14 protein-coding genes and 1 pseudogene are annotated in these 15243 nt (G+C 45.5%); 3 read left to right on the top strand and 12 right to left on the bottom strand.

The annotated features are described in order from the left end of the window. Positions 1 to 2 precede the first annotated feature (2 nt). The 5 genes from NQ564_RS05215 to NQ564_RS05195 form a co-directional block, all read right to left on the bottom strand. Complete coding sequence (locus NQ564_RS05215) at positions 3 to 320, bottom strand: DUF4134 domain-containing protein (RefSeq protein WP_002560983.1); 318 nt, start codon at positions 318 to 320, stop codon at positions 3 to 5. 201 nt (positions 321 to 521) lie between these two features. Next, positions 522 to 1250, bottom strand: a complete 729-nt coding sequence (locus tag NQ564_RS05210; RefSeq protein WP_004304280.1) for a hypothetical protein — start codon at positions 1248 to 1250, stop codon at positions 522 to 524. 16 nt (positions 1251 to 1266) lie between these two features. Next, on the bottom strand, positions 1267 to 1620 hold the full coding sequence (locus NQ564_RS05205) for a DUF3408 domain-containing protein (protein WP_004291505.1): 354 nt from the start codon (positions 1618 to 1620) through the stop codon (positions 1267 to 1269). A 2-nt stretch (positions 1621 to 1622) separates the two neighbouring features. Next, positions 1623 to 2063 (bottom strand): DUF3408 domain-containing protein, encoded by a 441-nt coding sequence (locus NQ564_RS05200; protein ID WP_004291503.1) that lies wholly within the window; start codon positions 2061 to 2063, stop codon positions 1623 to 1625. Positions 2064 to 2065: 2 nt separating this feature from the next. Continuing rightward, the gene (locus NQ564_RS05195) at positions 2066 to 3115 is read right to left on the bottom strand and encodes a ParA family protein (RefSeq protein WP_004291492.1); all 1050 of its coding nucleotides are present in this window, start codon (positions 3113 to 3115) and stop codon (positions 2066 to 2068) included. Positions 3116 to 3536: 421 nt separating this feature from the next. Here NQ564_RS05195 and mobA point away from each other — a divergent pair, with 421 nt between their 5' ends. Genes mobA through mobC form a run of 3 tightly spaced genes read left to right on the top strand, consistent with a single transcriptional unit; the run spans position 3537 to position 7240 of the window. Continuing rightward, positions 3537 to 3965 (top strand): conjugal transfer protein MobA, encoded by a 429-nt coding sequence (mobA, locus tag NQ564_RS05190; RefSeq protein ID WP_004291488.1) that lies wholly within the window; start codon positions 3537 to 3539, stop codon positions 3963 to 3965. After that, positions 3944 to 5191: a conjugal transfer protein MobB gene (gene mobB, locus NQ564_RS05185; RefSeq protein WP_004291483.1), complete on the top strand. Its 1248-nt coding sequence runs from the start codon at positions 3944 to 3946 to the stop codon at positions 5189 to 5191. The genes mobA and mobB overlap by 22 nt, the downstream gene beginning before the upstream one ends. A 30-nt stretch (positions 5192 to 5221) precedes the next feature. Next, positions 5222 to 7240, top strand: a complete 2019-nt coding sequence (gene mobC, locus NQ564_RS05180) for a conjugal transfer protein MobC (protein ID WP_004291482.1) — start codon at positions 5222 to 5224, stop codon at positions 7238 to 7240. Between the two features lie 131 nt (positions 7241 to 7371). Here mobC and NQ564_RS05175 read toward each other — a convergent pair whose 3' ends face one another. From NQ564_RS05175 to NQ564_RS05145, 7 genes and pseudogenes are all read right to left on the bottom strand, one after another. Then, a complete protein-coding gene (locus tag NQ564_RS05175) occupies positions 7372 to 10626 on the bottom strand; it encodes a P-loop NTPase fold protein (RefSeq protein ID WP_004291481.1) in 3255 nt (1084 codons plus the stop codon). 16 nt (positions 10627 to 10642) lie between these two features. Beyond that, positions 10643 to 11773 carry an ATP-binding protein gene (locus NQ564_RS05170; RefSeq protein WP_004291480.1) on the bottom strand — a complete coding sequence of 377 codons (1131 nt, stop codon included), beginning with the start codon at positions 11771 to 11773 and terminating at the stop codon, positions 10643 to 10645. A gap of 301 nt (positions 11774 to 12074) precedes the next feature. Then, the gene (locus NQ564_RS05165) at positions 12075 to 12680 is read right to left on the bottom strand and encodes an RteC domain-containing protein (protein ID WP_004304269.1); all 606 of its coding nucleotides are present in this window, start codon (positions 12678 to 12680) and stop codon (positions 12075 to 12077) included. Positions 12681 to 12918: 238 nt separating this feature from the next. Continuing rightward, entirely contained in the window at positions 12919 to 13341 is a 423-nt protein-coding gene (locus NQ564_RS05160; protein WP_004291474.1) for a dihydrofolate reductase family protein, read from the bottom strand. A 301-nt stretch (positions 13342 to 13642) separates the two neighbouring features. Beyond that, entirely contained in the window at positions 13643 to 13894 is a 252-nt protein-coding gene (locus NQ564_RS05155; protein ID WP_005809234.1) for an efflux RND transporter periplasmic adaptor subunit, read from the bottom strand. Then, positions 13894 to 14937 carry an ABC transporter permease gene (locus tag NQ564_RS05150; protein WP_005809236.1) on the bottom strand — a complete coding sequence of 348 codons (1044 nt, stop codon included), beginning with the start codon at positions 14935 to 14937 and terminating at the stop codon, positions 13894 to 13896. The genes NQ564_RS05155 and NQ564_RS05150 overlap by 1 nt, the downstream gene beginning before the upstream one ends. A 2-nt stretch (positions 14938 to 14939) precedes the next feature. After that, positions 14940 to 15167, bottom strand: a pseudogene (locus tag NQ564_RS05145) (hypothetical protein); the annotation flags it as partial. Positions 15168 to 15243 lie beyond the last annotated feature (76 nt).

The raw sequence follows: 15243 nt of genomic DNA, 5'->3' as shown, positions 1-15243 counted from the left end.
TATTAAAGGAAGAATGAGCGCAGGATGGTGGCGGCAACAATCAGGAAGATGCACGCGCCGAACCACGAGGCGGCTGTCTTGCTGGTGTCGGGGTCGCCCGATGAAAACTTGCCGTACACTTTTACGCCCCCGATAAGCCCGACGACTGCACCGATGGCGTATATCAGTTTAGTTCCGGGGTCGAAATAAGAACTCACCATAGAGGTGGCTTCGTTGATGCCCGCGATGCCGTTTCCCTGCGCGAAAGCGGAGGCGGTTGCGGCGATGACAAGTGCCGCGGAGAGGATTGCTTTTCTGTTTTTCAAGATGTTCTTGTTCATAAACTGTTCTTGTTTTTTGCCGTCAAAAGGGTGGATGGTCCTTTGTCGGGCGGTTGATACTTTGTTTCTTTACTTTGGTTTTAGTGGATGCCCGTTTGTTTCCACGGACGTGGGCGTGTCCGTTGCGGATGGGGATGCGCCTTGCGTTTCCTCGCCGCGTGGGTTGATGTCATTCTTTCATGTTCATTTCTTTTATTGTTGTCATACATAGTTGCGAATGTCGAACTCCTCGATGTTGTCCGGCACGACGAACTCCTTTTCAGATTTCTTCAGCCGAATCTCGATAAGCCCCTTGATGCGGATGCCTATCTCCGAAGAGCCTTCCATCATTTTCTCGTACAACTCCGTGCCCTCCATGTCGGTGAACACCTTAGCCGCCTTTTCACGTTCCGCCTGTGTCGCGTCCGGGTTTTTGGCGGTCTTGCAGGCGTCGTCAATCTCGTCAAAGCTGCTGCCCGAAGCCCGTGGCGTGTCCGAGGCGTCCTCTTCCGGTTCGTCGTCCCCGTATCCCAGTTCCTCCGGCGGTATGCTCGTGAAGGTCTCATCGAGTTTTTCCTCCGGGACTTGTGCCGGGCGGGATGCGTTTCCCGTTTTTCCGTCGTCAAAAGTAGCCTCTTCCTCCGACAGCTCAATGCCTTTTTCAATAGTGGCGGCTTCTTGCGTCGGTATGGCAGCGGTTGTCCGGGTGGATGCCATCCTGAAACGGCTCTTGCCGATGATGTCCGCCTTTTCCGCAGGGACTTCCTCGTGTGCCGCTATGCGTTTAGCCTCATTCCCGTCCAGTGACCGCCATAATCCGACAATGCCCTTGAAGAAGCGGACAATCCGCGTGTCCATGATGCGCTCGTAAAGGAGCAGGAACAGGAACCAGAGGTTGCAGCCGACCGATACCGCCAGCAGAATGTCTGTCATGCTGATTGTGTAATTCATATCCTTCCGTTTTTGGTTAGAATACTGAATTGTAATTTCGGGCATAAAGGCTCTTTATCGCATCTTCGCACTGGTTGAAGTGGTGCGTCAGCACATGGTCGATGTAAGCGGACAGCGTAAGCCGGTCATGCCCGATTACACGGGTGATACGCATGATACGCTCGTGGTACTCCGGGCGCACATACGCCATCTTCCCCTCACGTGCCTTTACTTCCGGGTCGCGGATGAACAGGCGTTCATAGTCCTTCTCACTGCATTTGCCGCTTACCGGGACAGGCGACAGTATTTCCACACTCGCCTGCACTTGGGTAAACATACCTCCGCAGTCTTGCTGTGGTCTTTTTTCATTCGGTGTCATTTCTTTTTCCATTTTCAAATCAGATCTTCACGTTGTTTCTTGTACAGTTCGTTGATTCTCTCCTTGTGCTGTTCCAGATGCTGGCGCAGCACGGTATCCACATATCCGCCTACTGAGATTTCCCCTCCGGCGATGTCGTTCACGATTCTGAGGATCTTGCCGTGGACGTCACGGCTGATATAGACACATTGGCGGGTCTTTATCTCGTTGCGGCGCAGGAATAGCTCGTTGTAGTCCTCGTCCTGCCTTTTCCGGCGTCCACTTTCCCTCTGCGCTTTTTCCCGTGTTACGGGTTGCACAGGAGATGGTTCCGGTGCGGCGGTGTCCTCTTCGGTCGGTGCAGCTGCGGGTACTTCCTGTGCGGGGCGCAGTGTCCCGTCCTGTGTGCGCCGCCCGATGGAGGCTAACAGCAGTTCCTCGTCGATGCCTTCCGTGTTCACTTTCCTGCTGCCCATGCTCACTGCGGTCTGATGATGTCGCTTATCTCTTCGGAAAACTCCCGGATGCCACTCCCTTTCAGCAGTGCCGTGTCCATCGGGAAGATGGTGGAGCGGAAAACGCTCTTGCGCTCTTCCGAAAGGTCACGGCGGAACTTCTTGCTGTCGGGCAAGCGGGTGGAAAGTACCGGAAAGCCCATTTCGGCTATCACTTCCTCGTAGATGCCGTACAAGTCGTTCCTCTCCCTGCCGTCCACCATCGTCCAGAACAGATGCAGCCCCTTTGTTTTCGCCTGTCCGGTAGTCATCAGCCTGTCGCGGAACATCGTGACGAATTTCAGGGTACTCTCCACGACAAAGCGGTCGGCACTCAGCGGAGTGAAAATGTAGTCCATCTGCGAGAGCGTCTTTATCACGCCGTTGCTTCGGAGTGTGCCGGGCATGTCGAAGAACACCACGTCGGGTTTCACGTCCTCAGTGGCAATCATCCTCTCGGCATCGTCGAGGGCGTTCACCGCATTGCTTTTGACGATGGTGTAGGCGTTCTTTTTGATCCGGCGGAAATGGTCGCAAGCGAGAGCCTTGAAGTAGGTGCTGCTGTCGATAAGCCCCATTTCGTGTTCGCGCAGCCCGTGGATGCTGTGCTGCGGGTCGTCGCAGTCCACGACGGCGACATTGTAGCCTTTCACGTTGTGCAGGTAGCTGGCGGCAAGTGCCGTGACAGTGGATTTGCCGATGCCACCTTTCTGTGTTGCGAATGCAACGAAGATTTCCTTACTCATAGTTCCATTTATTTTAATTGTTGATGATTTGTTTTTCTGTTTCCATACGGATTTGGCTGTCGCACCATCCGCTTCCGTGACTACACACGCAGGCGGGTCGTCGCGTATCCGGTTCTGTGGTGAAGCGGTGCGTCGGACAAATGGTGATTGACGACATTGCGTCATGAAGTCATTGAATCCATACGTCACCGAATTGTCGGAGAACCGGGTTTCCGACGGTTCGGGTATCCGTTTCGGCAAGTATCCGAAGAAGCGGATTTCCGGGTATTTGAATGTTCCGTTTATCATATCTTCAAATCGTTCGTTTCTTGAATCATGCTGCAAATAAACAAGTATATTTTGGAACCTGTATCACTTCTCCGGCAAGTGGCGGCACGTTGCGCCAGTTGGCAGTCATTGACCGGGTCAAGCATCTGTCCGATACCGCTTTAAGGGCGTAACTTTGCACCCGGACAGCAGGGTTCGCCGATGACGCGCGGCCCGGAGTCCTGAAAGGTATTTTCCCAATCCGTCCCCTGACGGATTTTTATGTTCACCTGAACATAGCAAGATGTCTTTTCAGCCGCTCAAAATATTTTGAGCAGCCACGAAAAGCACTTGCCCTTGCAGGGGGCGGGCTTTCCCTCCGAAGTCGGGAAGCCTTTCAGAACTGCGGTGCTGTAATCCGAAGCGGCGGCTTATGCCGTCAATCCGCTAAATCCAAAGTAATATGAAAGAGAAAAGGAAAAGCAAATCAGGGAGAAATCCCAAACTTGATCCGGCGGTGTACCGGTACACCGTCCGTTTCAACGAGGAGGAACACAACCGTTTCCTCGCCATGTTCGGAAAATCGGGTGTCTATGCACGGTCTGTTTTCCTCAAAGCGCACTTCTTCGGGCAACCGTTCAAGGTGCTGAAGGTGGACAAGACGTTGGTGGACTATTACACCAAACTGTCGGATTTTCATGCACAATTCCGTGCCGTGGGTACGAATTACAACCAAGTCGTGAAGGAACTGAGGCTGCATTTTTCAGAGAAAAAGGCGATGGCGTTGCTCTACAAATTAGAGCAACACACCGTCGAACTCGTGAAACTGAGCCGCCGGATTGTGGAACTTTCAAGGGAAATGGAGGCAAAATGGTCGCAAAAATCAGTGTAGGAAGTTCGTTGTACGGCGCGATTGCCTACAACGGGGAGAAGATTAACGAGGCGCAGGGGCGGCTTCTCACCACCAACCGCATCTACAATGACGGTTCGGGAACGGTGGACATAGGCAAGGCGATGGAGGGTTTTCTCACCTTCCTGCCACCGCAGATGAAGATCGAGAAGCCGGTGGTGCATATCTCTCTCAACCCGCACCCGGAGGATGTGCTGACCGATATTGAGTTGCAGAATATCGCCCGCGAGTATCTGGAAAAACTCGGTTTCGGAAACCAGCCTTATCTTGTATTCAAGCACGAGGACATCGACCGCCACCACCTGCACATCGTGACGGTCAACGTGGACGAGAACGGGAAAAGGCTCAACCGGGATTTTCTCTACCGCCGCAGCGACCGTATCCGCAGGGAACTGGAACAGAAGTACGGATTGCATCCGGCAGAACGTAAAAATCAGAGATTGGATAATCCGTTGCGCAAGGTGGCCGCATCGGCAGGTGATGTGAAGAAGCAGGTAGGCAACACCGTGAAGGCTCTGAATGGGCAGTACCGTTTCCAGACGATGGGCGAATACCGTGCGCTCCTTTCCTTATATAATATGACGGTGGAGGAAGCGAGGGGCAACGTGCGCGGACGGGAGTATCACGGGCTGGTCTATTCCGTCACGGACGACAAGGGTAACAAGGTGGGCAACCCGTTCAAATCCTCGCTTTTCGGGAAGTCCGCAGGCTATGAAGCCGTACAGAAGAAGTTTGTCCGTTCCAAATCGGAAATCAAGGATAGGAAACTGGCAGACATGACGAAACGCACCGTCCTTTCCGTGCTGCAAGGCACTTATGACAAGGACAAATTTGTATCCCAACTCAAAGAGAAGGGCATCGACACCGTACTGCGCTACACAGAGGAAGGGCGCATCTATGGGGCTACCTTCATCGACCACCGCACGGGATGCGTGCTGAACGGTTCGCGCATGGGTAAGGAGCTTTCGGCGAATGCCTTGCAGGAACACTTCACCCTGCCATACGCCGGACAACCGCCGATACCGCTATCCATCCCTGTGGATGCTGCGGACAAGGCACACGGGCAGACCGCCTACGACAGTGAAGATATATCGGGCGGTATGGGCTTGCTCACTCCCGAAGGTCCGGCGGTAGATGCCGAGGAAGAGGCTTTCATCCGGGCGATGAAGCGCAAAAAGAAGAAAAAACGCAAGGGCTTGGGTATGTAATCAGAGTATCAACAATTAAAAAATCAATGTATGTCACAACAAGAAGACGATTTGAGGGCATTGGCGAAAATCATGGATTTTCTGCGTGCCGTGAGTATCATTTTAGTGGTCATGAACGTGTACTGGTTCTGCTACGAAGCCATCCGGCTGTGGGGCGTGAACATCGGCGTGGTGGACAAAATCCTTCTGAACTTCGACCGCACGGCGGGGCTGTTCCATTCCATTCTCTACACGAAGCTGTTTTCCGTCCTTTTGCTTGCCTTGTCCTGTCTGGGTACGAAGGGTGTCAAGGGTGAGAAAATCACTTGGGGGAGAATCTGGACAGCATTTGCCGTCGGGTTCGTGCTGTTTTTCCTGAACTGGTGGTTGCTGCCCCTGCCGCTGCCGCTTGAAGCGGTGACGGGACTGTATGTCCTTACCATTGGAACGGGCTATGTCTGCCTGTTGATGGGTGGTCTGTGGATGAGCCGCCTGTTGAAACACAATTTGATGGAGGATGTTTTCAACAACGAGAACGAGAGTTTCATGCAGGAAACGAGGCTTATCGAAAGCGAGTATTCGGTCAATCTGCCGACACGTTTCTATTACAGGAAACGCTGGAACAACGGTTGGATCAATGTAGTTAATCCCTTCCGTGCGTCCATCGTGTTGGGTACGCCGGGCAGCGGCAAGTCCTATGCCGTGGTAAACAATTTTATCAAGCAACAGATTGAAAAGGGCTTTAGTCAATACATCTACGATTTCAAGTATCCCGACCTATCTACTATTGCCTACAACCATTTGCTGAACCACCCGGACGGCTACAAGGTAAAGCCGAAGTTCTATGTGATCAACTTCGACGACCCGCGACGCTCTCATCGGTGCAATCCCATTCACCCGGATTTTATGGAAGATATTACGGATGCCTATGAGAGTGCCTACACAATAATGCTCAACCTCAATAAAACGTGGGTGCAAAAGCAGGGCGACTTCTTCGTGGAGTCACCTATCATTCTGTTTGCCAGTATTATCTGGTATCTCAAAATCTATCAGAACGGGAAGTTTTGCACGTTTCCCCATGCTATCGAGTTTCTGAACCGCCGTTACGAGGATATATTTCCGATACTGACCTCTTATCCGGAGCTGGAGAACTACCTTTCGCCGTTCATGGATGCGTGGCTTGGAGGGGCTGCGGAGCAGCTCATGGGTCAGATAGCGTCGGCAAAAATCCCGCTTTCGAGGATGATTTCACCGCAGCTCTACTGGGTGATGTCAGACAGCGAGTTTACGCTGGACATCAACAATCCCGAAGAGCCGAAAATCCTCTGCGTGGGTAACAATCCCGACCGTCAGAATATCTACGGTGCGGCACTCGGTCTGTATAATTCCCGTATCGTGAAGCTCATCAACAAGAAGGGGATGCTGAAGTCATCGGTCATCATCGACGAGTTGCCCACAATATACTTCAAAGGGTTGGACAATCTTATAGCTACCGCCCGAAGCAACAAGGTTGCCGTGTGTCTGGGCTTTCAGGATTTCAGCCAGTTAGTGCGTGACTACGGGGACAAAGAGGCGAAAGTGGTGATGAACACTGTCGGCAATATTTTCTCCGGTCAGGTGGTGGGGGAAACAGCCAAGACGCTCTCCGAGCGGTTCGGTAAGGTGTTGCAGAAACGGCAGTCCATCTCCATCAACCGGCAGGATGTTTCCACCTCCATCAACACGCAGATGGACGCGCTCATTCCACCGAGTAAGATTTCCGGGCTTACGCAGGGAATGTTTGTCGGTTCTGTATCCGACAACTTCAACGAGCGTATCGAGCAGAAGATTTTTCATTGCGAGATTGTGGTGGATGCCGAAAAGGTGAAACGGGAAGAAAGTGCCTACAAGAAAATTCCCGTCATTACAAACTTCACGGACGAGGACGGCAACGACCGCATGAAGGAAACGGTGCAGGCGAACTACCGGCGCATCAAGGAAGAGGTGAAGCAGATTGTGCAGGAGGAACTGGAGCGTATCAAAAACGATCCGGTGCTGTGTAAACTGCTACCAGATAATGAGACTGTCTAACAAGTCCCCAAAATTGAAAATTATCCCTATCGAAGTTTGAAGTGACCCCCAAAAGTTGGATACAATTTTTTTGGGGGGCACTTCAGTTCTGACGGGTAAAATCGTAAAATTCGGACTTGTTAGACAAATACTTACGCGGTTTCAACCTCAGGTACTGAATCTATCGAATTGACAAATTTAACCAATTGCGGATCTGAATCTTTTTGTATGAGGTTTCGGAGACTCTTTTTCAATTCATAAGCATCATCCCCTGCTGTATTTATTAAATCCATATAAAAATCTTTGTTTTGCAGAATCAATGAACGGCATGCCCCATCGGAAATTACAGGTTTCACTATTTTATCAATAACGTCTCCAGCTTGACTTTTCAAATTACCATGCGATCTAAGCCATGTTTCGAAAAATTGAAACTTTATTGCATTGATAGTCTTTTTACCGATGCAGAAATCATTTCTTATATCGGTAACTGTCGATTTAATTTTTCGTTTATCCAATCTTTCAACTATATTCTTGAAACAATTAGGGAAAGGATTCAAACTTTGAGTTCCAGAAGCAATATCCATCAGAATCTTTTTGCCAAATTCAGTCAAGTTATCTGGCAAGGATTTGATTTTAGCCAGTAAATGTTTTATTGCGACAAACCAATAATATGATGTATGTGCTGTTCTTTGGGCGTATAATGTATCAACACTTATTTCAGACAACGCTTCGAACGCTATTTTATTGATATGATCGGTCAGGACATTGCTTATTTTAGTGGTCAAATCGTAAAAAGATGCGTCAGGAATTACATCTTTAATATTGTTCTTAGTGATATACTTATCCAAATCGGTATTCCACTCTGCTAAATGCTCGATAAATACCTCATCCGTTACACCTATTCTGTTCTTAATATCTTCAAATTGGGGCAATATGTCTGAGAGCAATAATTTATAGCCAAGTTTATGATTTACCATGTATTGTAGTGTTTCATTTAATAGCGGTATATTCCATCCCACACTATTTACTAATAAGTCTCCATGATCCACATAATAGTCCATGAGTTCTGCAACATATTTTATATCTCCACCCTCTATTAAGGAAACGGAATGACCATGTGCCAATTGCATGGCGACTAAATCGTAATATCCAGACTCTTTAATGTTTCGGCCATCAGTTTCTAATTCAGAATGCAACTGATTTATGTAGGTTGAATCTAACGTTACAGGTAAAGGTCTTTCTTCGTCAGATGCCAATAAACGATAGGTTGTAAATATAGCCCCTATATTATCTTTATTTACATTCTGTTCATCAATGCAATTCGTGATCGCTTGCAAAAGCGTTGGAAACGTATAGGTAGAATTATCTTTTAACGTTTTTACAATATCTGCATGGTCGAAATTATCGGGTAGTAAGTTTGCCAAATAATTATCGAGCGCCTCCGAATTTGTTGCTACTTGATAATATTTATATGCTTTAGTTGTCGCGTTATCCCGATAGGCAGCATCTGTTGCATTTGCAGCTTGAATATAATCGATAAATGTATTTGGCTTGACTGTTTTTGCTTCAATCAATGACGTAAAATCGCACGCCAACTTATTTTGCGCAATAAACCTGTCTATTGCATCTAACGTTTTGAAATAGTCGCCGCCATTGAAGTCATTGAACCGAACTATCTTCTTATATAATTGAGCAATCACATGGTTTTGGCTTTCCGTGTCTAAATGCAACAGCAGTTCTTGGTATTCGACAGGGAACACCTGCTTCTCTATGGATTCTTTTAATTTCAATTGTGCTATTCTTTGCCATACACGCAGAATAACATCGCTCTTTCGAGTTAATTTATGCAAACAATGTATAATCTTATCGATAAGCGCATTGTCCATACATTGTATAACTTCTTCTAATACAGTGTCAAATTGTTTATTAGTCTCTGCATATTGATTTATGTCGTGGTCTTCTTCTCCGTTGATGCAGCCTTCAATATATTTTTTCAATGGAATTTGTCGAGCATCTTCAACATCGACACCATATACCAAAGCTGCAATTTCGCGTTGTGTTTGCAGATCATTGTTAATTATTGTTTGAATGCCATTCAGATAGTCGCCGGACAATATTTGTTCTACTGGATTTGCCAGAATATCCGTCTTCTTCAAACAGAACAATGCTATGTTTATCATCAAAATTTCGTTACACCACTCTTGTTTAAGAGCGACCATCTCATTGATATATGATATAATTTCCCTAACATTGGCATTAGGATTTACCAATCTGAATATCCGATTTATAGTTTCTTTCGCTTCATTTTCTGTTTCTCCAAATGCTTCAACAAACAGTTTGTTGAATATACTTCGATAGTCGGTAATAACAGGAGGAGCAACACGATAAACAATAGGGAAAGTTTTATTGATAAAATACTTGGTCAGTTGTTTCGTTTGTTCGTCGGTCTCATCTCCGAATGCACAAGCTAAATGTGTTTCATCGAAAGGAATAACAGCCCAAACATTTTCAAAACCGCTATCGGCGAAGAACGTATGGATAGAAGACCATAATTCTTTTACTTTTTCAGCGGGGAGACGATCCATGTTGTCAAAAACAAGGACTAATTTACGTTGTCCTTTTTCCTTGATAAAATCAGAAATGTCTTGCATCCATGTTTTGAACTCGTAAACCGTTGGTTCGTCTTCGCTCAAAGTCTCATAGCAAACGTCCTTTTCGACTTTATCTTGATAAATAGCTAACATATAACTCCATCCATATTTATGATCTTTGCTATATGCCCATTTCCAAACGCACAATGCAATAAGAACTGGCAGTGCAGCTATGATAATAGACAATAAAGAAAACCACCATGTTGTGGGTGTAGGTTTTACTGCATACGCAATAAATGTAAATATCGGAGTTAAAACTGCAACCAAAAATGCCGCAACCATACCATTACTGATAAGGGGATATTTTTCGGTTACGGTCTCCGTTTTACGGGCTAATAAATATTTCAGCTTTTCAGACCATGATACGGTTTTCGTACCTCCACCTTTGACTTTTATTGTTGCATTTCCAGATAGGATACCATCATCAATAAGTTTGCTTGTAAGCAATTCCAATATAGAGCGGCGTTGCAAGTCCTCTTGATGTCCCCATGCGTCATACTCAAAAAAGTAATAGTCGTCTGATAATTCACGTTCCAACATTTTAACCACGTTGGATTTTCCAGATCCCCAAATACCTTCGATGCCGATAATTCGAGGTAAAGTACATTCCTCATCCAATGAATCATTCTGACAAAAATGGCGAGCAATAGTTTTTGCCAACCTTTCTTGCGAACCTCCATCGAATTTGTCAATACCACACGGTTTATTTTGGATAAACCGCGGATATTGCTGTTTGGATTGTAGTTTTGTTTCCATATACGTAATTTATTGATTATACGAACTCCAAATAATTCTCCCGATTTACCACATGAAACTCGGCATAGGGATAGGCTTCTTGGAAGGCTTTCGGTGCGGCCGGCATTTTATTTCCCCACTTGAACTCCAAGGCGGTAAGACTGTCGGCACTCTCCTCAATCAGGTCGATTTCCTGTTTGTCGTAGGTGCGCCAGAAATAGAACTCCCTGTGCAGTCCCTCATTGAAGTTCGCTTTGCGCCGCTCTCCGATGATGTAGTTCTCCCACAGCGCACCGACATCCTGCCGAATGGCCAGCGGTGAGAAAGCCCCGATAATGGCATTGCGAATGCCGTTGTCGTAGAAGTACCACTTGCCAGCTTTTGTAACCTCCTTGCGTAGGTTACGCGAATAAGCCCCCAGACGATAGATAACGAAGACCTTTTCCAATAGGTCGAGGTATTTTTCAACGGTCGTCTTGCTCATGCCGAGTTGTTTACCTAACTCTTCGTAAGAAACTTCGCTGCCCAACTGAAAAGCTATCAATCGCAGTAGATCGCGCATCTTGCTCGAATTTTTTAAGCCGTCAATTGCTAAGATATCTTTAAGCAGGTATGCACCGACAATATCACGTAGGTAGTCTGTTTTACGTTCATAGTTCTCCATCATTACTACTTCGGGATAGGAACCGTAAATCAAGCGCGCTTCGAGGTTCTGGCGGGTTTCAAGTGCCGTTTCCGTCTGTGCGATTTCCCGTTGCGAGAATGGTGTAAGGAGAAATTGCGTACTGCGGCCGACCAACGGTTCACCAGTCTTATTCAGCAAATCGAATGACGAAGAACCACTTGCCAAGACACTTATTCCCGGTATTTCATCAACTATCAACTTCAGAATACTACCGATTTGTGGTATGTTCTGTGCCTCATCAATAGCCAGCAAATCAATACCATCCAATAAATGCCGATAATTGGCTATTGAGCGATTCTCCAATAGTGCTAATGTGTCGTAGTCTTCGCCGTTGAGCATCATCGTCCTACCTGAATAGTTGTCCACAATTTTACGCATCATTACCGTTTTACCAACACGGCGAGCACCAAAAATCAGTACTGCTTTATTGGGCGCGATTCGTGCTGTAATCTTCTCTTGAAGTATTCTATTTACTGTTTCCATACCTTATAAAATATAATGCAAAGATAATCATATTTTTTTAATTGGCGAATTTTACAAAAAAAACGGGCTATTAAATGGCGATTTTTACAACCACAATCTTATGGAAGTTGTTTCATTGTTTTTAGTAATGATATATGTTCATACTATGATGACTCAATAATTTACCAGACATACGTTTCTGAAATTTGTCCTTATAGGAATGAAAAACTCACATATATTGTGCTAATTAATATATAATTAAATGAAAATAAAAAGACAGGATACGAGTATTCCTGTCTTCTCATATGTAATGGATATTTTTTTATTTTCTCATCCGCTCCAACTCCTCATCACGCAACATTCTCTCGTTCAGTTTTTCCTGCATCCTGTCAATGAAATAGGTGCGGCTTTCGTTCTTCCGGCGTTTGATATCAGTGTAGAAGCGGTAGCAGTCTTTAGAATCAACCCCGAATATCTTATAGAGAAGTGGGGCGAGCTGTTTGAGCGGCATATTGCCGTTGTTGATGCAGCCCATCACGTCTATGCCGTAGATAAGTTCCACGAGGTCGATGGCATTGCCCGTCCATTGAAGAAGGCTGGCGGTGGTTTCTGTTGCGTTGTTGGCGGATATTAGTGGTGGCACTTGGGGCGTGGCAAGGAATTTCTGCATCTTTCTTACGAAAGACAGAGCCTTGCTGACGTAGGCGGCAATCTCTCTTTTTTCTTCTGACAGATTACGTACGGGATGGTGCTGCAACTCGATTTCGATGTAGGCAAGCGCGATGACGGTAAGGTTCATGTCCATGCCGCCGTTGCACAGTTCGATCACTTGGGTGGCGAAAGCCGTGTATGCCGTTTCCATATTGCAGTCGCCGGCTTCGTTTATCAGGCGGAAAAAGTCGGTTTCCGCCAGCAAGAAATAATTCATGGTTCTGTCAATTTTGAAAATTACACTTTGTTTTCTGCGTGCGCACATGAATATAATTGGCAAAAAACGCGGCAGAAAATAAAAAATCCAACACTCAATTTTACAAAGTGCTGGATTTCAGAGGTATAAAATTCAGTATTTTTTCACAAGGACAAATTATCTCCGACTTAAATTGTTTGTAATCGGAACATTTATTCTATTCCTGAAAATAGAAATGTATGCTTGCCGCACATTTTGGCTATCTTGCTTTTTTATCAAGGATATAGATAATGCGACATACACCGTTGGGATAGCTTTTCAAAGAGGAAAGCGTCCAGTGTTGCTCTGGCAGAGCCGACTTAAAAAAATGTCGTCCGCTTCCGGATATGAAAGGAACGGTGTATAGTATGATTTCATCCACAGCGTGCATCCGCAGCAGTCCGTTTATATAGTCTGCCGTGTCCGGTGTGGCTTCCGCGAGGTAACGGATGTTTGTGCAGTCTTTTCTCCATTCGTGCAGCATTGAAATGGAATAGTCCGGTGTCACACGGTAAAAGGCTTTCTTCCTGATTTCATCAAGACCGCAACGGTCAAGGCACAAATCCTGATGTGCTTTATCATATAACTCTGAAGAAAGACATCCGTCCATCGTCAGTACGGCGAGAATCTGAACTTTACCCATAATCGTTTCCTTTCGTTAGGCAAGGGTAAAAAAGTAGCGTGCAATTCACACTACCTTCAAGCGATGGCTCTGGTAAAGCCTTTACGGAGAGTACGTGAATGCACGCTATGCGTAAGCATAGCATAAGCATCACGCAATCGTCTCCGTAGTTCCAATTTACCAGATTTTCGCTTGAAACGCCTTGCGGTCTTATCCTATATGTTGGCGGCGAAAAGCTCCTGCCAATCGCCGTTTTTCTCAAATGTTATGCAAAGATAGCCAAATTCAGTGAATTACGGGCTATGATTGCTTGAATTTATATTTAATCTCCTATGCGCACTTTATCTCCTATCGAAACATTAATCTTGTCCAGGACTCCCGATATCTGCGATTTTATTTCGATCTCCTTCATCGGAAAAACATTGCCGGATATGTTTATTTCCTCTTTGATCTCGCGATATTGTGGTTGTGTAGTTTCGTAAATTGCCTTTGTACCTCTTAGCGAAGAACGAAAAGCAACAAATGCCAGTGTGGCGGAAAAGATGCAAATTAATATAATCTTAAATGTCTTCATTATCCTATATTTTCGTTTCTAATGGCGTCAATGGGTTGTATAACAGATGCTTTCATAGCCGGAAATGCTCCGGCAATGACACCGGACAAAATCAAGATAACCAAAGCGAGAACAGCTACATTTATATCTATTTCTGCATGCTTTATCATTGTCGCGTGACGGGCGCTTTCGAGCAACCAATTTATAATCTCAAGAATAGCTGCACCTGATATCAATCCGATGATACCGGAGATTACAGTTATGATGACAGATTCCGTCAGCATTAACACAAGAATGGATTTAGGAGTTGCTCCTACAGCCTTACGGATGCCTATTTCGCTACTCCTTTCTTTGATCACGACAAACATGATGTTGCTTACTCCAACAATACCACTTATCAGAAAACAAATTCCTACGATCCAGATAAACATTTTCAATCCATCAAAGAGTCCCTCAAAAGCAGATGTTTGTGTCTCAAAATTGATTATCTGTAAGGCTTGCTTATCAGAATAAGCAAATTGGTATTTATTAGCGATGAAGGCTCTCAGCTCATTCTCAAATCGCTTGGAATCAACTTCTTTGTTCAGATATAAACAGAAAGCGCGCAATGGAGTCTTATTGTCAATACAGTTTATGTAACTTGAGAAGGGCACATATACCGAATTGATTTCCGAAGCGCTGAAAATATCATCATTCTTTAGTACGCCTATCACCTTAAAATCAATACCGGCAATGTTGATCGACTTACCCAACGCTTTTTGATTATTAAATAAGGTCGTACTGACATTTTCGCCGATAATGGTAACATTACGGGTATTCTCGTCATCTCCTTTATTAAAATATCGTCCATCTTCGTTGATTTTAAGTATCTTAATTCCCATATAGTTTTCATTGATTCCTATAATCTTAAAAAGTCCGCTTTTAGCTTTATTCATCACTTGCGAATAAGGTCCTGTTATTTCAGGCGAAATAGCTTTTATCCCCGGGAACTGTTTCTTTATGCGGTTAAGAAAATGCAAATCGAAATGCAATTGTTCCCCTTCTCTGATATTCTTATACTTCACCCAGAATCCTCATCATTCCATACCATGACGGATTCACCATAAGTTACTAACGTGGTCACATAGCGGTGTGTGGTATTGATATTGTGCTGGGTTTGAAAAATAGCGATTGATTCATTCTCTATTTTCTGTACACGACTACGCTCGTGCAGAACAATAGCGACCATGCTGCCAATGATCGCCATTAAAAGAAAGTATCCTATAAATATTTTATGCTGCAAAAGTATTTTCATTGGCTTGATATTTTACAATCCAAATATTGCTTTCGTACAATATCTACATGCGGCAGAATCACGAAAAATATCCGAG

Source organism: Parabacteroides johnsonii DSM 18315, from assembly GCF_025151045.1.
Taxonomy (GTDB): Bacteria; Bacteroidota; Bacteroidia; order Bacteroidales; family Tannerellaceae; genus Parabacteroides; species Parabacteroides johnsonii.
Note: the sequence above shows the minus strand (reverse complement) of the source record. Positions and strands in the feature narration are given on the sequence as shown.